Source organism: Myxococcus sp. AM009 (assembly GCF_013372605.1).
Taxonomy (GTDB): Bacteria; Myxococcota; Myxococcia; order Myxococcales; family Myxococcaceae; genus Myxococcus; species Myxococcus vastator.
Window position 1 is genome coordinate 52,445 of the sequence record NZ_JABXEP010000006.1, and the last position, 26,686, is coordinate 79,130.

General features: G+C 71.4%; 3 protein-coding genes. All 3 read right to left on the reverse strand.

The annotated features are described in order from the left end of the window. Window positions 1–138: 138 nt before the first annotated feature. The 3 genes from HV824_RS02980 to HV824_RS02990 are packed head-to-tail and all read right to left on the reverse strand — an operon-like array spanning window position 139 to window position 26,674. Complete coding sequence (locus tag HV824_RS02980) at window positions 139–4,686, reverse strand: non-ribosomal peptide synthetase (protein ID WP_176422611.1); 4,548 nt, start codon at window positions 4,684–4,686, stop codon at window positions 139–141. Further along, window positions 4,683–11,132, reverse strand: a complete 6,450-nt coding sequence (locus HV824_RS02985) for a type I polyketide synthase (protein WP_176422612.1) — start codon at window positions 11,130–11,132, stop codon at window positions 4,683–4,685. The genes HV824_RS02980 and HV824_RS02985 overlap by 4 nt, the downstream gene beginning before the upstream one ends. Next, window positions 11,129–26,674 carry a type I polyketide synthase gene (locus HV824_RS02990; protein WP_176422613.1) on the reverse strand — a complete coding sequence of 5,182 codons (15,546 nt, stop codon included), beginning with the start codon at window positions 26,672–26,674 and terminating at the stop codon, window positions 11,129–11,131. Before HV824_RS02990 ends, HV824_RS02985 begins: the two co-directional genes overlap by 4 nt. Window positions 26,675–26,686: the final 12 nt, after the last annotated feature.

A 26,686-nucleotide genomic window follows, 5' to 3' on the forward strand; every position in this document is an offset into this window, starting at 1 on the left:
GAGGGAAGCCACCCCGCACGGAGGCGGGAGCGGCCTTGCCATTCAGTCTACCACTCCACCTGACAAGGATTTGACACCACGCCTGCGTCTGTCTTTGGAGCCGATGGGCACCGACCTGTCAGGCCGATGCCCTGGTCTTCACCGCCCTCCGGGCGCGGCCAGGAAGCCGCGCTGCACCAGCGAGGAGAGATACGTCTTGATCAACGTGGCATCCACGGACGGACACGACGTCCCTGTTCCTCCCAACGCCTTCAGCGTGTGGCCGCTGTCGCAGACCACCATGCGCGGTCCACCCACGCTCCGGTCCTCGGGCGGCACCTGCTGGAGGAACAGGAGCAGGTCTCCCAGCTCACGGTCTTCCGGCGCCGCGAGGCCGAGCTCGGCGAGCCACTCGTCATAGGGGAGCACGCGCAGCCCGTAGCCGAAAGCGCGCATGTGGCTCCACATCTCGTCCGCTCGCACGGACTGCGGGTTGACCAGGTGGAACGTCTGGCCAATGGACTCGGGACGCAGGGACAGGTCCACGATGGCGCTGCTCACGTAGTCCACCGGCGTCACGTCCAGCAGCGCGTCCACGCTGGGCGCACTCCCCAACTGGACGCAGCCCTTGAGGGTCCTGCACACCAGGTCGTCCGTGTTCCACGCCCCCGTCCGGCTGTGCCCCGTCACCCGCCCCGGCCGGTGAATCGTCACTGGAAGTCCTCGGTGCGAGGCCTCACGCACGAGCTTCTCCGCCACCCACTTGCTCTGGGCGTAGCCGCCCGACAGGCTCGCAGCGGCTCCCAGCGGTTCATCCTCGCGGAAGGGCAGCTGGCGCCCCACGGGCAGCACCGAAACCGTGGAGACATAGTGCAGCGGCTTGATGCGCGTGCGCATGCACAAGCGCAGTATCTCCCGCGTACCAAGCACGTTCGCTGCGCGCATCGACTCGTAGGGGTAGATGAAATTGACGAGCGCGCCGTTGTGATAGACGGCGTCCACCGCCTCCGACAGCCGCTGGAACTCCACTTCCGACAGGCCCAGCAGGGGCTGGCCGATGTCTCCCCGAACGGGGACGATTCGCTCCGCCAGGTCTTCGCGCCACAGCGAGTAGCTCTCCAGGTTCTTGCGGATCCGCGCCAGCCCCTCCTGCTCCGACTTGGAGCGGACCAGGCAATGGATGCGCGCCTGCGTCTTCTGGCAGAGCGCCTCCAGCAGGAATGCGCCGAGGAAGCCCGTGGCGCCCGTCAGCAGCACCGCGCGCGCGGGGCCGGAGGTCGGCGGCAGCGCCGTTCCCGGCACCAGCCCGGCCTCCAGCACGGCGTCCACCTCCAGCTCCGCCACCACGTCGTGGACCGGCAGCGCGCCCGTCTTCGCGGCCTCGATGGTGCGCGCCATCTCCTCCAGCGTCGGCGACTGCAACAGCGCCCTCAGCGGGATGTCCGCGCCCGACGCGGCCCGCGCGAGGACCAGCACCCGGTAAAGCAGCAGTGAGTGGCCTCCAAGCTCGAAGAAGTGGTCGTGCACGCCCACCTGCTCCACCCCGAGGACCTGACACCAGATGTCCGCCAGCATGGCCTCCCCAGGTGTTCTCGGCGCGACGTGCGCCTTCGCCGCGCCGGAGCCCACACGCTCCGGCGCGGGGAGCGCGGCGCGGTCCACCTTTCCGTTCGGCGTGAGCGGCAGGGCCTCCAGGCTCACGAACACGAAGGGCACCATGTACTCGGGCAGCCGGGACTTCAGGTGGTCGCGCAGCTCACCCGGCTCGGGGGCCTTCCCGTCGCGGCCCACCACATACGCCACCAACTGCTTGTCCGCGCCCGGGCCTTCTCGCACGACGACGACCGCATCGCGGAGGCCTGGGTGCACCTGCAGCGCAGCGCCAATCTCTCCCAGCTCGATACGGAAGCCGCGGAGCTTCACCTGGTGATCCATGCGGCCCAGGTATTCGAGTTGCCCGTCCGGCAGCCACCGCGCCAGGTCCCCCGTCCGGTACAGGTGCGCGCCCGCATCCCCCGCGAAGGGAGACGTCACGAACCGCTCCGCCGTCAGCTCCGTCCGGCCCAGGTAGCCTCGCGCGACACCATGCCCACCAATGTAGACCTCACCCGGCACCCCCACTGGCATGGGCTCTCGGTTCGCGTCCAGCACGTAGACCTGGGTGTTTGCCACGGGCCGGCCAATGGTCGGCGTCTCGCCCCGGTTCACACGGGTGAACGTGGAGTAGGTCGTCGTCTCGCTCGGGCCGTAGAGGTTGAAGACGTCCCGCACGTGGCCCATGGCGTAGATGGCGTCGACCAGCGCCCCCGCCAGCGCCTCGCCCGCCAGGTTGACGGTGGTGACCGACGCCGGCACCCCGCCCCCTCGCAGCAGCGCGCCCATGGCCGAGGGCACGGTGTTGATGAGCGTCACCTCCTTCGCCGCGGGCAGCTCGGGCAGCTCCAGCGCGTTCTTCGCGACGATGACCTTCGCCCCACGGCACAGGGGGGTGAAGATTTCAAAGACGGACAGGTCGAAGCAGATGGACGTCGACGCCAGCGTCCCCGCCAGCGACTCCGGCGAGAAGACGCTCTGGGCCCACTGCAAGAAGGCCACGGCGTTCCGGTGGTCAATCATCACGCCCTTGGGCTTGCCGGTGGAGCCCGAGGTGTAGATGAGGTACGCGAGCGACTCCGGCGTAGTGACACGCCCGGGGTTCGTCTCCGGCTCGGCGCCGAGGGTGGCGGCATCCGCGTCCAGGCACACCACCCGCGCCTCGGTGACGGGAAGCTCCGGGAGCAGCCGCTGCTGCGTGAGCAGCACGGGCACCTGGGCGTCCTCCAGGATGAGCGCCAGCCGCTCCTTCGGGTAGGCGGGGTCCAGTGGAACATAGGCACCGCCGGCCTTGAGGATGGCCAGCAGCCCGATGACGAGCTCCTCCGTCCGCTCGACGCAGAGCCCCACGCGCGCCTCGGGCCGCACGCCCAGCCGCCGCAGGTGATGGGCCAGTTGGTTCGCCCGGCGGTTGAGCGCGGCGTAGGTCAGCGTCCGCGCTCCGCTCACCACGGCCACGGCGTTCGGCGTCCGCTCCACCTGGGCCTGGATGAGCTCGTGCATGCACAGCGCCGGGACGCCGAGCGCCGGACCATTCCATGCCGTGAGCAGCCGCGTCCGCTCTTCCGCCGACAGCACGGGCAGCTTCGACAGGGGCGTCTCCGGCTTCGCGACGACGGCCTCCAGCAGCACCTGGAGGTGCCCCACCATCCGCTCCGCCGTCGAGGCGTCGAAGACCTCTCGCGAGTATTCGAGCATGCCAGCCAGGCCCTGTTCGCCGGAGGCCAGGATGAGCGACAGCTCGAACTTGGCGACGCCTTCCACGCTGCCGTCGGGCGCTCCGCCCAGGAAGGACCAGCGCGTCCCGGGCAGATCCAGCGTGGGCGCGGGGATGTTCTCCAGCGTGAAGCAGGCGCGCACCAGCGGGTTGAGCCCGCCCTCACGCGATGCACCGACCGCCTTCACCACTTCGCTGAAGGGCAGCGCCTGGTGGTCCTGCGCGTCGAGCACCGTCTTGCGCGCCCGGGCCAGCCACTGCGAGAAGGCCGGGTCCCCGGACACGTCACTCCGGAGCACCAGCGTGTTGGCGATGAAGCCGATGAGGTCCGGTGGCACGCTCCCGCGGTTCGCGGTCACCGTCCCCACGCCGAAGTCGACCTGCCCCGAGTAGCGGTGCAGCAGCGCGGCGAACGCGGCGTAGAGCACCATGAAGAGGCTGCAGCCTTCACGTTGGCCGAGCTCCCGCAGCGCCTCGCTCAACGCGGGCGAGAAGGCCACGGGCACGGTCGCGCCGCGGTGGCTCGTGGCGCTGGACACGCCACGGTCCACGGGGAGCTGAAGCGGCGGCAGGCCCTGGAGCTGCTCCTCCCAGAAGGCCCGCTCCCGGGCACCAGCAGGCCCCGCCAGCCAGGCCTGCTCACGCAGGGCCGACTCGGCGAACTGCATGGACACGGGCGGCAAGGCCGCGGCCTGCCCCCTCACGAAAAACGCGTAGAGCGCGGACAGCTCCCGGACGAAGACGCCAAGCGACCAGCCATCCGTGATGATGTGGTGCTTCGTCACGAAGAGCGCGGAGTCGTCGTCGTCCAGGGACACCAGCGTCACGCGGAACAGGGGCCCCTGGGACAAGTCGAAGGGCTGCTGGGCCAGGGCCTCCGAGCGCCGTCGGACCTCCTCGTCGCGCTGCGCCTCCGTCAGCCCTCGAACCTCCACGACGCGCAGCGACGCGCCCACGTCGGGCGACGCGATGAACTGTCTTGGACTTCCGTCCACCTCCGGGAAGGACGTCCGGAGGACCTCGTGCCGCCGGACCAGCTCGTCCAGGCTCCGGCGCAGCGCCAGCGGGTCCAGCGCGCCGCGGACCCGCAATCCCAGATGGACGTTGTACTGCGCGGTGCCCGGTGACAGCCGGTCCAGGAACCAGAGCCGCTCCTGGCCGCTGGACAGTGGGATGACCTGGGGCCTCGTGACGGGCTGCTCCGAGCCGCTGCCCGCCTCGTTGCGCGCGGTGTGCTTGCGCAGGAACGCGAGGATGTCGGCCTTGTTCGCCGCCAGCTCGGTCCGCAGCTCCGGCGTGAGGACGGCCTTTCCCGCCTCCACCACCAGCTTGTCACCGTCGACACGCAGGCGAACCCCCCTGGCCGCGAGGGTGCCCAACAGCTCCCGTACACTCATAGGACGAAGACCTCGTTGTCGTTGGTTTCGACCGCCTCTGCCTGGGTTGCGAGCGTCTCAGCCAGGGCGCGATCCATGACCTCACTCTGGAGATGCGCGCAGAGCGCATCCAGCGTCGGGTGCTTCCAAATCAGTGACGCCGGGAGCGACAGCCCCAGTCCCGACGCCAACCGGTTGCGCAGCTCGAGCCCCATCAGCGAGTCGAGCCCGAAGCCCTGCAGCGGCGCCTCCGCGTCGATGCGCGCGGAGTCGAGCCGGAGCACCCGGCCCAGCTGCTCGCGAACGAACTTCTCCAGCGCCACCCGCGCGTCCCGAGGCGTCGCCGTCCGCAAGGCTTCAAGCAACTCCACATCCCTGGCGGCCCGCGCGCCCTCCCCCGCGTTGGCCGGGACGAGCTCCGACAGCCAGAGCGAGGACTTCGCGCGCGGATAGAACTCCACCCACTTGTGGAGGTCGAGCGGCATGACGGCCATCTGCGTCACGTCACCATCCAACAGCCGGCCCAGGATGGCGTTGCCTTCCGCGGGCGTCAGGCTGTCGGAGCCCCGCTGCGCCAGGCGCACTCCCCGGTTCGACTGCGCGGCGGCCAGGCCGACCTCGGAGAAGGGCCCCCAGTTGATGCTCAGGCCTGGCAGCCCCAGCACCCGGCGGTGATGGGCCAGCGCGTCGAGGAAGGCATTGGCTGCCACGTAGTTCCCCTGCCCTGGTGCGCCAAACAGCGAGGCCGCCGACGAGTACAGCACGAAGAAGTCGAGCGGCAGCTCGCGCGTCAAGACATGCAGGTTCCAACCACCGCGGACCTTGGGCGCCATCACCCGGCGGAAGCGCTCCACCGTCTGCTGCAACAGGACGCCGTCATCCAGCACACCCGCCGCGTGGATGACGCCTCGCAGCGGTGTGCCCCCCTCGGCAATCTCCGCGAACACCCGGGCCACCTGAGCGCGGTCGGACACATCCGCGCCCATCACCCGCACGCGCGCCCCCTCCGCTTCGAGCGTGGCCACGTCCGCCTGCTGCGCGGGCGTCAACGTGGTGTCACGCCCGAGGAGGACGAGGTGACGCGCGCCCTGCTCCACCATCCACTTCGCCACCGCGAAGCCCAGTCCGCCCAGGCCGCCCGTCACCAGGTACGTCCCATCCGCGCGGAGCCGTCGAGCCCCCGTGGCCGGCACCACCACGCGCGCCCCGGGATGATTCAGGGTGAGCGTGCTCACCTCTTCGATGGCTGAAGGCAGGCCCCCGGCCTCGAAGGCGTCCTTCACCTCGCGCCACAGCCGGGCGAACCGGTCGGGCTTGCGGCGCGCGAAGGTGTGCACGTCGACCACGCACCACGCGACGTTCGCAGCCCCGGCCGAGGGCGCTTCAGACGTCCCTCGCAAGTCGATGACGCGAGCCCCCTCCGCCAGCACGGCGAGGCTCGGACCGTGGCCGACAGCGCCCGGCGCGATGACGGCCAGGTCCACCCCTCGGCCTCCCGTCGTATCCAGCAGCGCTGTGGCGAATGAAGCGTCCGCGGGGTCCACGACGTGGGCGGCGCCGAGCTCCAGCAGGGAGACCCGCTGGCCGTCCGCCGTGGCTTCGGCGAAGACCTCCGCCCCCATGCGCCGTGCCAACTGGATGGCCGTTCGCCCGAGTCCGCTCGTGGCCCCGAGGACCAACACACGGTCTCGCTTCTCCACGCGTCCCAGGTGGAACAGGCCGTACCAGACAGGCAGCACGGTCGCCGCCAGCGCCGCGGCCTCTTCGTGCGACGCCGAGGGCGGGCGCAGCGCGGTGTTCCCAGCGGGCACGCACAGATGCGACCCGAGGCCCGACGTCACCAGCGCGAGGCGCTCCTCGCCCACGGTGACGTCCTTCACGCCCTCGCCCACGGCCACGATGCGTCCACTGCACGCGGTGGCACCTGCTTCGTCCCAGCGCTCCGGGTTTGACGACCTGCCCAGGCCCGGACGCGCCGCCACGCCGACTTCGAGTTCGACCTCTCCAGGCCCCGGCGGACGGCGGACCGCGGACCGGTACTCCTGGCGCCCTTGCGCATCACGCTCGACCCGGAAGGGTTGGCCCTCGGCGGGGACGACCGCTTCATGGGAGGCCCTGCCGGGCTCGCCACTGACGATGCGGCCGACATGCCGCCCATCAGGGCGGAGGGAGAGTTCCTCCTCCGCGTCCGCCACGAGCAGCTCGCGCACCAGCGCGCCAGCGGCGTCCTCGATGCTCATGCGCGCGGACACGTCCACCCGCGTGCACTTCAGCTCGGCGTGCTCCTGCGCGAGCGTGCGCCCCAGGCCCCACAACGGAGCCTGCACGACGTCCGCGGCGGAGCGGCTGTCCGCACCATGGTGGAGCCCCGTCGTGACCATCCACAAACGAGGCGGACTCGACAGCCCCATCCGGGAGAGCCCCTGCACGAGGTGCAGCACGCCGCCGCAGCCCATCAACGGGTCCACGTCGCCTGACTCCAGGCCCGTCAGGTGAATCACGCCGCGCGCGGCGGCCCCTGTGCCGAACGTCTCCGTCAGCACCTCATCGAAGGCCATCGGCGACGATACATCCACGGCGCGGCGGCCCGGCCTGGAGCCACCCAGGTCGATACGGGTGACTTCGCCCTGGCGCGCGCGGAGCTGTGACTCCACCGAGTCCGCCAGCTCACTGCCCTCCGCGATGAGCAACCAGCGCCCGCCCGCCTCGGCGCCCCAGGCCTGGAGCGGCTCGACGGCGGGGGCATGGCGCCACTCCTGGGCGAAGAAGAGGTCCCTGCCCTCCGCGTCCGCCACGGGAGCATCCAGCTGCTGAACCCGCAGCCCCAGCGCCTCCAGCAGCACCGTGCCGGACGCATCGCGCAGCACCAGGTCGAACGCGTAGACGCCTCGGCGCGTGCCCTCGGGTGTCCGCATCCGGACGTGGCAGAAGGCCTCCGCCTCGGGCAGGGCGTGAAGCCGCAGGTTTTCGAGCGCCACCGGGACAGCGGGCCCCGCGTCCCGTGGCACGTCCTCCGGAGGCACCGCGGCGGACACCAGTTGGAAGCAGGCGTCTAGCAACGCGGGATGGACTCGATACGCCGAGGCCCGCGTGGCCAACGACTCCGGCAGGCGGAGGTGGCCGATCGCCTCCCCTCGCCCCCGCCAGACCTGCTGCACGCCCTGGAACGCGGGCCCGTAGGCCACGCCGTTGCGTGCCAGCGTCTCGTAGTGCGCCGCTTGGGTCAGCACGTCGGGGCAGCGCTCGCGGATGACCTCCAACGGCTCGGGCGCCCGCGGCGACGGCCCTGTCTCCAGGAGACGGAGCTGGCCCACGACGTGGGTCATCCACCCCGCTGGCGCGCTCGACTCCGTCTCCGCCTTCTGGCTCGAGAGCTGGAACGTGAGGGTGCGGCCCTGCTCGCCGTGCAGCGCCAACTGGACGGTGCGCTCCTGGCCCTCGGGCAGGAGCAGGCCCTCCTTGAAGGAGGTGTCGACCAGCTCATGCGCTGCGCCGCCCGACAGCGCGTGCGCCGCGGACAGCGCCATCTCCAGGTAGGCCGCGCCTGGAACCACCACCGAGCCCGCCACGCGATGGTCCGCGAGGAACGCGGGCTCGCTCGCGCTCAGGGTGGATTCCCAGAAGCGGGTCTCCTGCTGCACGGAGGTCGTGAAGGAGGTGCCCAGGAGCGGATGCCCCCCCGAGCGCGCGAAGTGGCCTCGCGCCGCGCGCGTGGGCCCCAGCTCCAGCCAGTGCCGTTCCCGCTGCCAGGGATACGCGGGCAGTGCAACGCGCCGTCGCTTGTCCGGATGCAGCCGGAGCCAGTCCACGCGGTCCACTCGGGTGGCCAGCGCGCCCAGGGACGCGAGCAGCGTCGGCCACTCTTCCTGCTCCCGGAGGAGGCTCGGGACGACCAGGCCTCGGCCGGAGGCGTCGCCTTCGCGCAGCATCGCATCCACGAAGGGCACCAGGATGGGATGGGGGCTCAGCTCGATGAACAGGACGTTCCCATCCTGGATGAGACGCTGCACCGCGTCCGCGAACAACACGGGCTGTCGCAGGTTGCGCACCCAATACGCGGCGCTCAGCTCCCGGCCGTCAATGGGGGCACCCGTCACCGTCGAGTAGAGCAGCACCGTGCTGCCCGTGGGACGGATGCCAGCCATCCGCTCGAGCAAATCCTGCCGGAGCGGGTCCATCTGCGGACTGTGGGACGCCACGTCCACCTTCACCCAGCGGCAGAAGACCTCGCGCTGCTCCAGGCGCTCCAGCACCTCCTTCAGCGCGGCCGGGTCGCCCGAGAGCACCGTGGCCTTCGGGCCGTTACTGACGGCGATGGCGATCCGGTCCTCCGCGCCCCGCAGCTCCGCCTCCGCCTGCTCGCGCGAGAGGTCCACCACCGCCATGGCGCCCTTGCCACTCACGCGCCGGAGCAGCTTGCTGCGCTCGCAGATGATGCGCGCGGCGTCGTCCAGCGTCAGCGCACCCGCGGCGTGGGCCGCGGCGACCTCGCCCATGCTGTGCCCCACCACCGCGTGCGGCTCCAGCCCCAGTGAGCGCCACACCGCCGCGAGCGACACCTGCAAGGCGAACAGCGTCGGTTGGATGACGTCGATGTCATTCCAGCGCGGCTGCTGCTCGGGGTTCGTCAACAGCTCGCGCAGCGACCAGTCCGTATAGCGGCCCAGCGCCTCGTGGCACCGGTCGATGGCCTCGCGGAACGTCGCATCCTCTGCGTACAGCCGCCGTCCCATACCGAGCCACTGCGAGCCCTGCCCGGGGAACACGAAGACGACCTTCTGGCTGTTGCTCCGGCGTCCCACGGACAGGCCGGGGTGACTCTCTCCGGCGGCATACGCGTCGAGCTGCGCGACCAACTCCTGTGAGGACTTCGCCGCGAGCGCGAGCCGGTGGTCATGGTGCGTGCGGCACAGGGCCGCCGTGTAGCTGAGGTCCGCGAGCGTCCCCACGCCCTCGCCCCTCAGGAAGGTGCTCCACGTCCTGGCCAGGTCGGCCAGCGCAGGCGCCGTCTTCGCGGACAGGACGACGAGCTGCGCCTTCCCGTCCTCCGTGGGCACGGGCGAGGACGTGGTCGAGGGGGCCTCCTCCAACACCACGTGCGCGTTGATGCCGCTCAACCCGAAGGAGCTCACGCCCGCGATGCGCCGCCCCTGGAGGGCCGGCCAGGGGACCCGCTCGACGGGGACACGCGCGGGGATGCGGTCCCACTCCACATGGGGGTTGGGCGTATGGAAGTGCAGGTGCGGCGGAATCTCCCGGTGCTGGAGCGACAGAATCGTCTTGATGACACCTGCGATTCCGGCGGCTGGCTCCAGGTGGCCGATGTTCGTCTTCACCGAGCCGATGAAGAAGGGCTGGTCCTCCGGGCGTCCCTTGCCCAGCACGGCCCCCAGGGCCCGCAGCTCAATGGGGTCACCCAGCGGCGTCCCCGTGCCGTGGGCTTCGATGTAGCCCACGAGGGCCGGCGACACACGCGCGTTCTCCAGCGCCTTCGTCACGACGGCCTGCTGCGACGGTCCGTTGGGCACCGTCAGGCCGCCGCTGGCCCCGTCATGGTTGACGGCGGAGCCACGAATCAGCGCGAGGACGTCGTCGCCGTCACGCTGCGCGTCCGACAGGCGCTTGAGCACGAGGATGCCGCAACCCTCGCCTCGCACATACCCGTCAGCCGCGGCGTCAAAGGTCTTGCAGCGACCGTCGCTCGCGAGCGCCTGCATGCTGCAGAGGCAGACGGTCGTCTCAGGGGACAGGATGAGATTGACGCCGCCCGCGAGCGCGAGGTTGGACTCGCCGCGCCGGAGGCTCTCACAGGCCAGGTGGAGCGACACCAGCGAGGACGAACACGCCGTGTCGATTGGCATGCACGGCCCCTGCAGGCCCAGCACGTAGGAGATGCGCCCCGGGACGAAGCTGTAGCCGTTGCCCGTCGCCATGTACCCGTCGAAGCGGGTCGCGTCATTCTCCTTGAGCAGGCGCGCCATGTAGTCGCTGGACATCACCCCCATGAAGACGCCCGTCTTGCTGCCCATGAGCTGACCGGGCGCCACGCCCGCGTTCTCCAGTGCCTCCCACGCGACCTCCAGGGTGATGCGCTGCTGCGGGTCCAGGCTCGCCGCTTCCCGGGGCGCGATGCCGAAGAACTCGGCGTCGAAGTGCTCCACGTCATCGAGGAAGCCACCGCGGGTACCGTACATCTTCCCCGGCATCCCGCGCGTCGCGTCGAAGTAGGCCTGCACGTCCCAGCGGGACTCGGGCACCTCGCGGAGCGCGTCCACGCCGTCTCGAAGGATCCGCCAGTACGACGGTCCATCAACCGCGCCACCGGGGAAACGGCAACCCATTCCGATGACGGCGATGGGCTCGGTCCGGGCGCGCTCCACCACCTCGAGGCGGGCCTGCATCTTCTCCACGAGCAACGCGGCGCGCTGCAACGCGGAGGGCTCGGCTGTCTTTGGCGAGTTGCTCATGATCCTTCTTCCATCAGTGCGGCGAGCTTCGCTTCGAGCGAAGCGGCGAGCTCATCCGGTGATAGCTCCATGATTCGGTCGAGAAGCACCGTGTCCTGGGCCTCCCCCTGCCCTTCCGCGGCCAGCTGCGGCTCCTGGCCGAAGACTTCGCCCAGCAGGTAGGCCGCGATGGCCTCCGCCGTCGGGTAGTCGAAGACGAGCGTCGAAGGCAGCGACGCACCGACCGTCTTCTGCAGCCGGTTGCGCAGCTCCAGCGCCATCAACGAGTCCATTCCCACCTCGAACAGCCGCTGCCGTGGCTCCAGTGGCGCTGAGGACTCCAGCCCGAGCACCCGCACCGCGGCGTCCAGGACGTGCTCCAGCAGCAGCGCCATGCGCTGGCGGGGTTCCGCGCTGTCGAGCCGGCGCCGCAGCTCGGAGGCCGACGGGCCGTCCGCCTCGGGCTCGGCACGCACCTGGCCCGCGACGTCGGCGAGCAGCGTGGGCGCCGCGTCCCGGGGAAACTGCGCCAGGTAGCGCGACCACTGCACCTGCAACAGGGTGAGCTGCGGCTGCGCGCGGCAGAAAGCCTTGCCGAGAGCCTCCAGCGCCTCGGCCGGGGTGAAGGCCTCCACTCCCTGCGCCTGGTAGCGGGACGCGAGCTCCGCGGCCATGCCCACCTGGGCCCAGGGGCCCCAGTTGATGCTCAGCGCCGGGAGCCCCAGGGCACGCCGGTGATGCGCCAGCGCGTCCAGGAAGGCATTGGCCGCCGCGTAGCTTCCCTGCCCCGGCGCGCCCAGCAGCGACGACGCAGACGAGTACAGGACGAAGAAGTCGAGCGGCTTGCCCTGCGTCAACGTGTGCAGGTGCCACGCGCCGTCCACCTTGGGCGCGAGCACCCGGGTGAAGCGCTTCCAGTCCTGTTGCAGGAGGACGCCGTCGTCCAGCACCCCCGCCGCGTGGACCACGCCGCGCAGCGGCGCAAGCGACTCCGCTTCCGCCAAGGCGCGCCGGACGTCTTCCTGCTTCGACACGTCCGCCTGGAGCACGAGCACCTTCGCCCCCGCCGTCTCCAGCGCGCGGATGGCCTCTTGCGCTTCGGGCCTGGGGCCGCCGCGTCCGAGGAGCACCAGGCTCCTGGCGCCCCGCTCCACCATCCACCCGGCCAACGAGAGGCCCAATCCACCGAGCCCGCCCGTGAGCAGGTAGCTCGCCTCCGGGTTCAGGCGGAGCGGCTCCGTCCGCGTCACGTCCCGCGATTCGCGAAGGCGGGCCACGTGACGCTGCCCTTCGCGAATCACCACCTGCCGCTCACCGTCGGTGGCGCCCAGCTCGCGCCAGATGGCGTCGGCCGCGTCCCCCAGGGCGGAGGGGTCCAGGTCGATGAGCGCGCCACACAGCTCGGGGTGCTCCTGCGAGAAGACGGCGCCCAGGCCCCAGAGGGGGACCTGCTCCATCGCCAGCGGCGTGGGACGCGTGTCGAGCGCGCGGGCGCCCCGCGTCACCCACCAGATGCGCGCGGTGAGGGCGGAGTTCGCCAGCGCCTGGGCCAGGGAGAGCGCGCTGCCCGCCCCCAGTTGGTGCGCCGCTCGCAGGGCCTCCACCTCCTCGCCACCGGGCCCACGCAGCGCCCAGAGGTGGACGATGCCGCCGAGGGGCTCGCCGGGAAGCACCGCTTCCTGGAGCAGCCGCGCGTAGTCGTCGGGCCGCTGCGCATCCAGCGTGAAGCGGCCTTCACCATGACGAACGAACGCCGCTCCCGGATGGACCAGTACCGGGCGACCGCCCTGCTTCTGGATGCGCTCCGCGAGCGCCTCCGCGGTGCCCGCGGTGTCAGCGAACACAATCCAGCAACCAGCTTCGGGCGTCGCCTCGGACGCGGGCCGCGGCTTCCAGCCCAGCTCGTAGAGGGAGTCCCGCTGGCCGTGGCGCAGCACCGCCATCAGGGCCTCGCGCGGCGCTCGCTTGTGCTTCAGCCCCTCAATCTCGATGAGTACCTGGCCCTCCGCGTCGACCACGAGGACGTCGCCGGTGATGACCTCGCCGACGGCTTCCTCCGCGTCCCTGCGCACGGCGTAGGCCCAGACGGGGCCGGTGGGCTGCGCGTGGAAGCGGAGGCGCTCCACGGAGATGGGGACGTAGACGGTGCTCAGCATCGCGTCCTCGCGGATGAGGTCCGTTCCCATCGCCTGCAGGAAGGAGTCGACCAGGCCCGGGTGGACGTACAGGCTCCGGTCGTCCTGCTCCGTGGGAAGGCGCATCTGACACAGCGCCTCGCGGCCTCCGCTGTGGATGCGCTCAATCCAGCGGAACGCGTGCCCCAGGTTGAAGCCGATGTCCCAGTTGCGCTCGTAGAGCCCGCCGTCGAGCTGACGCGCGCAGCGCGCCTCGATGTCCTGTCGCGAGAGGGGCGCGGGACGCGCGGGCCCGTCTCCGCTCAACAGCGTCCCCGTGCCGTTCAGCAGCCATCCCTCGGTCTCCTCATCGGCGGTGGCGGAGAGGCTGTAGAGCTCGAAGTCGTACCGCCCCTGTCCCTTGGGCGCGAGCACGAGCTGCACGAGCTGCTCCTCATCGTCCGCGAGCACGATGGGCTGCGAGAAGACGCACTTCTCGATGGTGTACGGCCCCGCGCCGAACGACTGCGCCGCCGTCGCGATGATGCGCGCGATGTGGCACGAGCCGGGCACGACGATGGTGCCGTAGAGCCGGTGGTCCTCCAGGAACGGGAGCGACCGCGCGCTGTAGCGGCCCTCGAAGACCAGAGACTTGCTCAAGGGCGAGCGCACCCGCTGGCCGACGAGCGCCTGCGCCGTGGTGAGCGTCGAGGGTGTGCGGGACGCCTTCGGGGCATCCAGCCAGTGCCGCTGGTGCTGCCACGGGTAGACGGGCAGCGCGACACGGGTCCGGCGGCGCTCGCCGTTCAGCGCGCTCCAGTCCACGTCCACGCCCTGGGTGTAGAGCGCGGCCAGGCTGGAGAGAATCTGCGCCTGCTCGGGCTGTCCCTTGCGCAGCGACGGCAGCCAGGTGCCCGCGTCGTCCCCCAGGCCCTTGAGCGCCATGCCCGTGAGCGTCGGATGCGGGCCGACCTCCACGAAGACGGTGCCGCCCAGGGCCCGCAGCGCCATGAGGCCGTCGTGGAAACGCACGGCCTCACGGACGTGGCGGCGGAAGTACCCGGCGTCGAGCACCGTGCCTTCCTCCAGCACCTGCCCCGTGACGTTGGACGCCAGGTGGATTCGCGGCGCCCGGAAGGCGAGTGCTCCCGCAGCCTTCTCGAACGCATCCAGCATCGGCTCCATCAGCGGCGAGTGGAACGCGTGGGACACGGTGAGCCGCCGAGCCTTGAAGCCCTGCGCCTGAAGCGCGGCGGAGAGGGCCTCCACTGCCTCACGCTCGCCCGCGATGACGGTGTCCGTGGGTCCGTTGACCGCGGCAATCGACACGCGGTCCGCGTACGGCGCCAGGGCCTGCGCGACGACCGCCTCGCTCGCGGTGATGGCCACCATCTCCCCGGCGCGAGGCAGCGCCTGCATGAGCCGCGCGCGCCGGGTGATGAGCCGGAGCGCGTCCTCGAGCTCCAGCACGCCCGCCACACACGCGGCCACGTACTCACCCACGCTGTGCCCCAGCACCGCCCAGGGCTCGACACCCCAGGAGCGCCACAGCTCCGCCAGGGCGTACTCCAGCGCGAAGAGCGTCGGCTGCGTGTACCCGGTGTCGTCGATGCGCGCGTCCGTCCCGTGCATCACCGAGAGGAGGGAGTGGCTCCACTCGCCCTCGAGCAGCGCGTTGCACCGGTCCAGGGCCGCGCGGAAGACGGGCTCCGTTTCGTACAGCTCACGGCCCATGCCCGCGTACTGCGCGCCCTGTCCCGTGAAGACGAAGACGACCTTGGGCGCTTCACCCTCGAAGCGGTGCTGGGCCAGCCGGGGCACTTCGTCCCCTCGGGCGAAGGCTTGCAGCCGCTCCCGGGCCTGCTCCGCCGTCTCCACGACGAGCGCCATGCGGTGGGAGAAGGACGTGCGCTGGGTGTTCGCCGCGTGGGCGACATCCGCGAGCGATAGCTCCGTCCGCTGGGCGAGGTGCTCCCCGACTCGGCCCACGAGCTGCGCGAGCGCACCCTTCGTCTTCGCAGAGAGCGCGAGCACCTGCGCGCCGCGCTCGGACTGCGCCTTGAATGGCTCGGGCCGCGGCGCCTCCTCCACGAGGATGTGCGCGTTGGTGCCGCTCAAGCCGAAGGCGCTGATACCGGCGATTCGTGGACGCGTCCGCTCCGGCCAGGGGGTGACCTGCGTCGGGATGTCCAGCGGGAAGCCGTTCAGCTCGATGTGCGGGTTGAGCTTCTTGAGGTGCAGGTGCGGCGGGATCACGCCATGCCGGTGCGCCAGGACGACCTTGATGAGCCCGGCGATGCCCGCCGCGGCCTCCAGGTGGCCAACGCTGGTCTTCACCGAGCCCATCATCAGCCGCTGCTGGGGCGCGCGGCCCTCGCCGAGCACGTTGGCCACGGCGCGGACCTCGATGGGGTCACCGAGCGACGTGCCCGTGCCGTGCGCCTCGATGTAGTCCACGTCGGAAGGCGCGACGTTCGCGTTGGCCAGGGCGGCGCGGAGGACCTGCTGCTGGGCATCCCCGTTGGGCACGGTGAGCGCGCTGCTGGGGCCGTCGTGATTGACGGCCGAGCCACGGATGACGGCGAGGATGTCGTCACCATCCCGCTTCGCATCCGACAGGCGCTTGAGGACGACCATGCCGCAGCCCTCGCTGCGCACGTAGCCGTCGGCGGCTTCGTCGAACGTCTTGCACCGGCCGTCCGCCGACAGGGCCCGGAGCTGCGCCAGATAGATGGTGGAGTGCGGCGCGAGCGTCATGTTGACGCCACCCGCCAGCGCCAGGTTGGCCTCGCCACCACGCAGGGCCTGGCAGGCGAGGTGCACGGCCACCAGTGACGATGAGCACGCCGTGTTGAGGCTCATCGCCGGCCCCTGGAAGCGGAGCAGGTAGGCCAGCCGGCCCGCGGCGAAGCTCGCGTCGTTGCCGGTGGCGATATAGGCGTCGCCCGCCGCCGACGCGCTGCCCACGCCGTTGAGCATCGCGTACTCGTTGCTGCCGATGCCGACGAACACCCCCGTCTTGGTGTTGGCCAGCCGCGCGGGCGCGAGCCCCGCGTGCTCCAACGACTCCCAGGCGACCTCCAGCAGCAGCCGCTGCTGTGGGTCCATGTTCGAGGCCTCGCGAGGCGCAATCCCGAAGAACTGGGCGTCGAACTGATCCGCGTCGTCCAGGAAGCCACCCCAGCGCGTGTACGTCTTGCCAGGGACGCCCGGCCGCGCGTCGTAGTACTCGTCCACCTTCCAGCGCGAGGTGGGGACCTCGCGGATGGCGTCCACGCCGCCCTCCAGCAGCTTCCAGAAGGCGTCGGGGCCCGAGGCCCGCGGGACGCGGCAGCCAATGCCGATGATGGCAATGGGCTCCGTCGCGTTGCTCACGACGCGGCCCGTCTCCTCGGTCGCCTCCACCTCCAGCCGGAGCACGTCCTTCAGCAGATACGTGGCGAGGGCCAGGACGGTCGGACGGTCGAAGGCGATGGTGGACGGGAGCTGTACACCGAAGCGCGCCACCAGCCGGCGCCGGAGCTCCACGGCGGTGATGGAATCCATCCCCGTGTCGAAGAAGCCCTGCTCCAGCTTCACCGCCGCGCTGGACGCGAAGCCCAGCACCCGGGACACCTCCTCACGCACCCACGACGTCACCAGCTCCTTGCGCCGCGCTGGCGTGGCGTTGCGCAACTGCGCCAGTGCTTCGCTGCCGTCCACTGACGCCACCGGCGTGGGCGCGGAGGACGACGCACCGAGCGCCTCCAGGAGCGGCCTGGGCGCTCGCGCCTCGTACACGGACTTGAAGAGGCTCCAGTCAATCCGCGCCACGCTCCGTTGCGTCACGTCCGCTGCGAGCAGCGCTCCGAGCAACTGGAGCCCGCTCTCCACGGTGACCCCGCGCACGCCGATGCGCTCGAACCAGCGCAGCCCTTCCTCGGCGACCATGCCCTCGGCCGCCCACGGCCCCCAGTTGATGCTCAGCGCGTGCTGGCCCTGGGCGCGGCGATGGTGCGCCAGCGCATCGAGGAACTGGTTGCCCGCGGCGTAGTGCGCCATCTGCGCCGAACCCCACACCGCCGAGCCCGAAGAGAAATAGACGGTGAAGTCCAGGTCCAGCCCCTGCGTGACCTGGTGCAGCACCCAGCCCCCCGCCACCTTCGGGCGCAGGATGGAGGCGAGCTCCGCCTCGTCCATGGCCTCCAGCGACACCTGCGTGGACACGCCCGCTGCGTGGATGACGCCCTTCAGCGGAGCCGGGCCACGCTGGACGGCGTCGATGACCTCCGTCATGCGTACCGCATCCGCCACATCGGAACTGAGGGCGTGGACGACGGCGCCCTCCGCTTCCATGGCCTCGATGGCGGCGACCTGCCGGCCCACGTCACTGTCGCGGGGCATGGCGGCCCACGCGTCGCGGCCCGGCAGTCCCTTCCGGCCCAGCAGCACGAGGTGACGCGCCCCCTGGGAGACGAGCCAGCGCGCCACATGGAGTCCCAATCCGCCCAATCCGCCCGTGACGAGGTACGTCGCATCCGCGCGAAGCGTGAGGCGGGCACCGCCTGCGGCAGGCGCCGCGGGAACCAGCCGAGCCACGTAGCGGGTGCCACCGCGGAAGGCCGCCTGGTCCTCGCCATCCGCTCCGGACAGCTCACGCCACAGCGCCTCCACCTCGCCCTCCGGCGCGGCGGGGTCCAGGTCCAGCAGCCCGCCCCAGACCTCCGGGTGCTCCAGCGCCAGGACACGGCCCAGGCCCCACAGCGGCGCGTGTATGGGCGAGCCGCTCGTGACGTCGCCCACCGGCTGGGCCCCCCGCGTGCACAGCCACAAACGGGCGCCGCTCGCGGACGGTGCCTTCACCAGTGCCTGCACCAGCCGCAGCGCCGTGTGGACGCCTCGCTTCTGTGCGGACTCCACCTCCGCGAGCGTGGGCTCCGCGCCGGACACGCTGTCCGCGCCCCACAGGTGCACCACGGCCTTCACCAGGCCCACGTCCTGGAGCAACCGCGCGTAGTGCTCGGCGTTGTCCGGGTGGATGGACCGCACCTTCTGGCCTTCGACGACCGCGACCTCACCGGGGACGACCAGCCAGCACGACTCGCCCTGGGCTTCCAGGTGGGCCGTCAGCGCGGCACCTGTGCCCTCGCGGTCCCCGAAGACGAGCCAGGTCCCTTCGTTCATGGGCGCGCGCGACGACGGTGCCTCGCGCTCACGCGCATGCCAGGTGATGTCGTAGACCCAGTCATCCGGACGCGGGGCGCTCGACGTGTCCACGCCCCGGGCCACGGAGGTCCGGGTCAACGTCGTCACGGGAGCGTCGTCAATCCAGTACCGCAAGCGCTGCCATGGGTAGAGCGGCAGCGCCGCGACCCGGCCTCCCTCCGGGAAGAGCCGGCTCCACTCCACGGGGTAGCCCTTCACATAGAGCCCGCCCAGCGCGCCCAGCATCACCGTCTGGCCGTCCCGCCCCTTGCGCAGCGACGGCACCACAGCGCCTTCCAGCTCGCGGCGTCCCAGCGCCTGCGACACGTACCGGCCGAGCGCGGGCTGGGGCCCCAGCTCGACGAAGAGCCGCTGCCCGTCCGCCAGCAACGCTTCCACCGCCGCCGAGAACCGCACCGGCTCGCGGACGTTGCTCGCCCAGTACGCCGCGTCGAGGGACGTGCCGTCGACGGCCTCGCCGCTCACCGTCGAGAACATCGGGATGGACGTCGGCCGCGTCTCGACGTGACTCAGGACCTGGGTCAGCTCGGCCTGGAGCGGTGCCATCTGGTGGCTGTGGAAGGCGTAGTTGACGCCCAGGTCCCGTGTGGCGACACCTCGCGCACGCAAGCTTTCGAGCAGCGCGCCGAGCGCCGCCGGCTCACCCGACACAACGACACTCCGGGCGTCGTTGATGGCCCCCACCGACAGCCGGTCCACGTAGGGCGCCAGCTCGCGCTCGGCCTCTTGGGGCGACAGTTCGACGGAGGCCATGCGACCCTGGCCCGTCGCCTTCTGCATGATGCGGCTGCGGTGCGCCACCAGCCGAGCGGCCTCGGCCAGGCTCAGCGCGCCGGCGACGTGCGCAGCGGCCACCTCGCCCACGCTGTGCCCCACGACCGCGGCCGGGCCGACGCCCAGCTCACGCCATGCGGCCGCGAGCGCGACCTGGATGGCGAAGATGGCGGGCTGGGCCACCTCCGTCTCCCCCAGACGGGACTCGGGGCCGTCCGCCATCAGCGCGTCGATGATGGAGTTCTGGGTGTGCGGAGCCAGCGCCGCATCCACCTCGCGCAGCGCGGCGGCGAAGGCTTCGTTGCTCGCGAAGAGGTCGCGCCCCATGCCCCGCCACTGCGAGCCCTGGCCACCGAAGATGAAGACGACCTGCTCCCGGCGCCCCTCCGCGACGCCCGTCGTCAGGTACGGCGGCGCCCCGTCTTCGAGGAACGCCTGGAGCTGTTCGCCCCACTCCGCCGCCGTGCGGCCAGCCACCGCGAGCCGGTGTTCGTGGGGATTGCGCCGCAGCGCCGCGGTGTAGGCGAGGTCTTCGAGCCGCGGCGCCACGTCCCGGGGTTGAGCCAGGAGTGCGTGGTACGAGCGGGCCAATGCGCGCAGGGCGCCATCGCTCCTCGCGGACAGCGTGAGCAGGCGCGCGGCCGTCTGGGTGGCCTCGGACACGGGCGAAGACGCCGGCGCCTCTTCGACAATCACGTGCGCGTTCGTCCCGCTGATGCCGAAGGAACTCACCGCCGCGTAACGGCGCCGCTGGGAGGCCGGCCAGGGCTGTTGCTGCGTCGGAATGGCGAAGGGCGTGTCCTCGATGGAGATGCGAGGGTTGAGCGCCTTGAAGTGCAGGTGCTTCGGGATGGCCTCGTGACGGAGCGCGAGGAGCACCTTGATGAGGCCCGCCATGCCGGCCGCCGCCTCCAGGTGACCGATGTTCGTCTTCGCGGAGCCGAGGAAGCAGCGCGAGTCATCCTCGCGCCGGTGGCCGTAGGTCTCCCGAAGCGCCTCCACCTCTATCGGGTCGCCGAGTGGCGTCCCGGTTCCGTGGGCTTCGATGTAGCCAATGTCCCTGGGCGACACCTGGGCCGCCGTCAGGGCCTCGCGAATCAGGGCCTGCTGCGACAGCACGTTGGGCGTCGTCAGGCCGGTGGAGCCACCGTCCTGGTTCACCGCCGAGGCGCGAATCACGCCCAGGACGTTGTCACCGCTGGCCAGCGCATCCGAGAGCCGCTTCAGCACCACGACGCCGCAGCCTTCACCCCGGACGAAGCCATTCGCCCGTGAGTCGAAGGTCCGGCAGCGCCCATCCGGAGACAGCGCCGTCAGCTTGGAGAGCCAGGAACTGGGCCGCTGGGACAGGAGCAGATTGACGCCGCCCACGAGCGCCGCGTCGCACTCGCGGTTGCGCAGACTCTGGCCAGCCAGGTGCAGCGCCACCAGTGAAGACGAGCACGCCGTGTCCACCGACAGGGCCGGCCCCCGCAGGTCCAGCAGGTACGAGAGCCGCCCGGCAATCACGCTGTTGGAGCAGCCGATGACGGAGTAGACGTCACCCTCCACGTCGCGCTCCGCCTGGAGCATCGCGTAGTCATTGCCGCAGACACCGACGAAGACACCTGTCCGAGTTCCCGACAGGCGCGCCTTCGGCAGGCCCGCATCCTCCAGCGCCTCCCATGCGACCTCGAGGAGCAGGCGCTGCTGCGGGTCCATCGCCACGGCCTCGCGTGGCGCGATTCCGAAGAACTCCGGGTCGAAGCCATCCACGCGGTCCAGGAAGCCGCCCCAGCGCGTGCCCTTGTGCTCCGCCGCGTCCGCGCTGCTCTTCCAGCGGTCAGCGGGGACCTCGCGGACTGCGTCCACGCCTTCACTCAGCAGCCGCCAGTACGCCTCCGGGTCGTTGGCGCCGCCCGGGAAGCGGCAGCCCATGCCGACGATGGCGAGCAACTCGGGGCCCTGCGCCGTCGCGCCCGCCACCGGAACGGCCTGCGCCTCCTTCGCCACCGGGCGCACCGGGACGCGGGCTCCCTCGTCGAGGACAGGCTCCAGCTTTCCGAACAGGTGCGCCGTCAGCGTCCGCACCGTGGGATAGGCATAGGCCAGCGTCGCGGACAGCGTGAGCTTCAGCCCGGACTCGAGCCGGTTGCGCAGCTCCAGCCCCGTGAGGCTGTCCATCCCGAGGTCTCCAAACGGCTGCTCGGGGTCGATGCGCGCCGGCTCCATGCGGAGGATGCGCCCGAGCTGCTCGCGCAGGTAGCCCTCCAGCACTCCCCGCCGCAGGGAAGGCTCCGCCGCCGCGAGCAGCTGCATCGCGCTGCCCCTGCGTGACGCCGGCGGGCTCACCCGCTCCTGCATCAGCCCGGAGAGGAAGGGAGACTGCGCCGCGCTCAGGTAGAACTCACGCCATTGCCGCAGGTCGAGCGGCACCACGGCCACCTGGGCGGCGTCCTTCGCCAACAGGCGCCCCAGCGCGTCCAGGGCTTGCGCGGGTGGCATGTTGCCCACGCCGCGCAGGGCCAGGCGGTCGCCCCGGTTCGTCGCCACCGCGGCGAGGCCCACCTCGGCCCAGGGGCCCCAGTTGACGCTCAACGCGGGGAGCCCCGCCGCACGCCGGTGGTGCGCGAGCACGTCCATGAAGGCGTTGGCCGCCGCGTAGTTGCCCTGCCCTGGCGAGCCGAGCATCGACGCCGCGGAGGAGAACATCACGAAGAAGTCCAACGGGCGGCCCAGCGTCTGGGCATGCAGATTCCAGGCGCCCTGGACCTTCGGAGCCAGCACCGCGCGGAGCCGCTCGGCGTCGAGCTGCGCCAGCACCCCGTCGGCGATGACACCCGCCGCGTGGACAAGGCCGCATAGCGGCGGCAGCTCCACATCCATTGAAGCCAGAAGACGCGTCACCTCATCGGCGCGGGTGACGTCCGCCGTGTAGACGCGCACGTCGGCGCCGCTTGCACGGAGGTCCTCCAGCGTCCGGTTCGCCTCGTCGCTGGGCGCGCTCCGTCCGGTGAGCGCCAGGTGCCGGGCGCCTCGCTGGACGAGCCACTTCGCCACTTCCAGCCCGAGCCCGCCCAGACCGCCGGTGATGAGATACGCGCCCTCCGCCGAGAGCTCACGTGGCTCGGTCGCCTTGCCACCCGCGACACTCCGCCCCAGCCGGGCGACGTGGCGCTGACTCCCGCGCAGCGCGACCCGGTCCTCCGCGCCGTCCGCCAGGAGCTCCCCGGCCAGCGACGTGACTTCCTCGGGGGACGGCTGCGCGCTCAGGTCCACATGGGCGCAGCGAAGCTCCGGATGCTCATGCGTGATGACGGCCGCGAGGCCCGCGAGCGGCGCGGCCCCCGGAGCGCCCGGCGCAGAGTCCTGGGCGAGGACGTGCAAGCCCGACGTCACCAGCCACAGGCGCGGTGCGTCGCGCCAGCCCCGCTGGGCCCACGCCTGGAGCAGGGACACCACGCTGGTCCCGCTCAGCGTCACGGCCTGCGCGAAGTCGTCTGGCTCCGCCACGCTGGACGCCACGTCGAGCCCGTACAGGTGCACCATGCCCTTGCACGGCGACTGCTCGCTGAAGGCGTCTCGGAGGAGCGCCTGGAAGTCCTCCAGGCGCGACGGGTTGACGCGGTAGTGGTCTTCGGACAGCCGCGCGTAGGCAGGCCCCGCCTCCACCACGACGCAGGCCTCGGCGTACTCCGCGAGCCCCCGGACCAGGGACTGTCCGACGCCACGCGCGTCCGCGAAGACGAGCCACCGGCCCGCACCACGCGCGGCGCCAGCGTCCTGCCGGGCCACGCGCTGCTGCGGCTGCCACTGGACGGAGTACATCCACCGGTCCACTTCATCGACAGGCGTACTGGCCGCGGAGATCTTCTTGCAGACCAGCCGCTGCACCTCCGCCACCACCCGGCCCACGTCATCCAGGAGGGTGACATCGCACTCGATGGCGCTCGCCCCCGGAGCAGCCCCGTTGACGATGCGAACGTGACTCCAGAGCGCGGCCTCCGCCGGAGCCAGGGCGCGCAGCCGGGAGAAGGACGACGGGACATACACGCCGCCTTCGCCGTCCACCCCGCCCAGCGCCGCCGCGAGGACCTGGAAGCAACCGTCGAGCAACGCGGGGTGCAGGTTGTACCGGGCGTCTTCCGCTGTCCGCTCGCCCGCGAGCTGCACGCGGCCCAGCGCCTCACCGTCCGCGCGGTAGAGCTCCGTGACGACGCGGTAGCTGGGGCCGTAGTCCAGGCCGATGTCGCGCAGCCCCTGGTAGTGCGCCTCCACGGACACCGGGGTACTCAGCCGCGCGCGCAGCGCCTCCAGGCCAGCGGGCTCCGTAGACGTCGAGTCGCCCGGGCGCAGGGTGCCTTCCGCATGGAGCGTCCAGTTCAACTCATCCGTCGGCGCCTCCCGCAGCACGGGCGCGCTGAAGAGCCGGAACGTGTGGGTCCCCGAACGCTCCGCGGAGAGCCACAACTGGAGCACCCGCTCCGCGTCCTCCGGGAAGGCCATGAGCGCGCTGAAGCTCACTTCTTCCAGGGAGACGGGTGCCCCCAGCGTCTGGCTGGCCGCGCTCAGCGCCATGTCGGCCATGGCCGCCGCGGGCAAGGCGGGCACGCCCTGGACGCGGTGCTCCGACAGCAGCGGGAAGTGCTTCGGGCCCAGCTGCACCTGCCACAGCCGGGTGACATCCCCCTGCGCGGACAGGTCGATGCGCTCACCGATGAGCGGATGCCCGGTGGTGGACCTCGACGTCCGCGCCGCGCGGGACACCGGCTCCATCCAGAAGCGCTCGCGCTGCCAGGGGTACGTAGGCAGCGGCACGAGCAGCCCCTTGCCCGGGTACAGCCGGCTCCACGCGACACGGTGGCCCACAGCGTAGAGGGCGCCCAACGAGGACAGGAGTGAGTGCCGCTCGTCCTCTCCACGCCGCAGGGAAGCCAGCACCACGCCCTCCGTGTCCACGGCGCCCAGCGTCTGCTCGACGGCCGGGAGCAGCACAGGGTGCGGGCTCACCTCGATGAACACGGTGTGCTCGCTCGCCAAAAGCTGCCGTGTAGCCGCCTCGAAGCGAACCGGGAGGCGGAGGTTGTTGCCCCAGTGGGCGGCGTCCAGCTTCGCGCCCTCCAGGAACCCACCCGTCACGGTGGAGCAGACGGGCACCTGCGCGGCACGCGGGGAGATGCGCGCCACGCGGCCCTCCAGCTCGCGGCTGATGACCTCCACCAACGGCGTATGCGACGGCACGTCCATCTTCACCCAGCGGGTGAAGACGCCGCGCTGCCCCAGGGCCGCGACTGCCTCCTGGACCGCCTCCGGCTCCCCCGACAGCACCTGCGCGCGGGGGCCATTCAGGCCGCCCAGCCAGAGCTTGCCGCTCCAGGGACGGATGGCCTCCTCGGCCTCCTCCGCCGACAGCTCGACCAGCGCCATGGTCGCGCCGCGGCCGCCCAGGCTCCGCATCAGCTTGCTGCGGTGGCAGATGATGAGGCAGGCATCCTCCAGGCTCAGCGCGCCAGCCACGTGCGCGGCGACGACCTCGCCCATGCTGTGGCCCATCACCGCGTCGGGCTCGATGCCCCAGGAGCGCCACAGCGCCGTCAGCGCCACCTCGACGGCGAAGAGGACTGGCTGGTTGATGTCGATCTCCGCCAGGCGCGAGCGCTGCTCGTCCGCGGCGATTTCGTCGAGCACACTCCAGCCCAGGTGGGGCCGCAGCGCCTGGTCCACCTGGACGAGCGCGTCCCGGAACACCGGCTCCTGCTCCATCAGTGCCCGGCCCATGCCTGCCCGCTGCGCGCCCTGCCCCGGGTAGACGAAGACGACCTTCCGGCGCGCGCCGAACGCCTTGCGGCCCGTCCAGGTGCCCTCGGGCAGCTCGCCTCGCGCGAAGGCCCGGAGCCGCTCCGCGGTGCGCTCGGGAGCGTCCGCCAGTACCGCCAGCCGGTGGGTGTGATGGGTGCGGTGGGACGACGCCGTGTAGCAGACGTCGGAGAGGCGCACCGCCCCCTCCCGGCCCAGGCGCTCCGCATGACGCTCCGCGAGGGCCTGGAGGGCTTCACGGCTGCGCGCGGACAGGGGCAACAGCTCCGGCCGGGGTGGCAGCGCCTCCTTCGCCGTCGGAGCGGGTGCCTCTTCGAGGATGACGTGGGCGTTGGTGCCGCTGATGCCGAACGAGCTGACGCCCGCGCGGCGGGGCTGTCCGGACGTCTCCCACGGGGTGAGCCGCGTGGGGATGGTGAGCGCGCTGCCCTCCATCTGGATGCGCGGGTTCACCTGCTTGAGGTGCAGGTGCGCCGGGATGCGCTGGTGACGCATCGCGAGGACGACCTTCATGATGCCCGCCACGCCCGCCGCGGACTCCAGGTGTCCCAGGTTCGTCTTCACCGAGCCAATGCCACACACGCCACCATCCGCGCGCGGCGCGCCGTAGGCCTCGCGCAGCGCCTCCACCTCGATGGGGTCACCGATGGGCGTCCCGGTGCCGTGCGCCTCCACGTAGCTCACCTGCTCCGGCTTCAGCCCCGCGCTGTCCAGCGCCTGACGGATGAGTGCCTGCTGCGAGAGCACGTTGGGCGTGGTGAGCCCGGTCGACTTGCCATCCTGGTTGATGGCCGAGCCACGAATCGTCGCCAGGATGTGGTCACCGTCCGCGAGCGCATCCGACAGCCGCTTCAGGACGACGATGCCGCAGCCCTCCCCGCGGGTGAAGCCGTTGGCCGAGGCATCGAAAGCCTTGCTCCGGCCGTCCGGCGCGAGCGCCTGGAGCTTGGCCACGAGCTGCACGGACTGCGGCGAGAGAATCAGGTTCACACCGCCGGCGAGCGCCATGTTGCATTCGCGCGCCCGCAGGCTCTGGCAAGCCAGGTGGAGCGACACGAGCGAGGACGAGCACGCCGTATCCACCACCAGGCTCGGGCCCTGGAGGTTGAAGAGATAGGACAGGCGGCCGGAGAGGACGCTGGCGGCGACGCCCGTGGCGCTGAACGCGTCGCCTGTCTCCGGCTGCTCCACCTGCATGCAGTGGTAGTCGTCATTGCAGGCGCCGATGAAGACGCCGCTGCGGCTGCCCGACAGCTTGTCGACGTCCAGGCCCGCGTCCTCGAGCGCCTCCCACGCCACCTCCAGCAGCAGGCGCTGCTGGGGGTCCATCCGCACGGCCTCGCGAGGAGAGATGCCGAAGAAGCCCGGGTCGAAGCCGTCCACCGCGTCCAGGTAGCCGCCCCAGCGCATCGCGCCTTCCCCAAGACCTGAGACGTCCTCCCGGGGCCACCGGTCGAGCGGAATCTCCCGCACGGCGTCAACGCCCCCTTCGAGCAGACGCCAGTAGGCCTCCACATCGTCCGCCTTCGGGAAGCGGCACGCCATGCCCACGATGGCGATGGGCTCCTTCGCGGCGCCCTCCACGGCACTCAGCCGCGACTGCATCTTCTCCAGCGCCACCAGCATGCGCTTGGCGGGAGACAGCTCGTTCGACTCGTCAGTGCGATTTGCCATGTGGGAATCTCT

Coding starts and splice junctions, on each gene's coding strand:
- HV824_RS02985 (WP_176422612.1), bottom strand. CDS start 11,132: ATGAGCAACTCGCCAAAGACAGCCGAGCCCTCCGCGTTGCAGCGCGCC.
- HV824_RS02980 (WP_176422611.1), bottom strand. CDS start 4,686: ATGAGTGTACGGGAGCTGTTGGGCACCCTCGCGGCCAGGGGGGTTCGC.
- HV824_RS02990 (WP_176422613.1), bottom strand. CDS start 26,674: ATGGCAAATCGCACTGACGAGTCGAACGAGCTGTCTCCCGCCAAGCGC.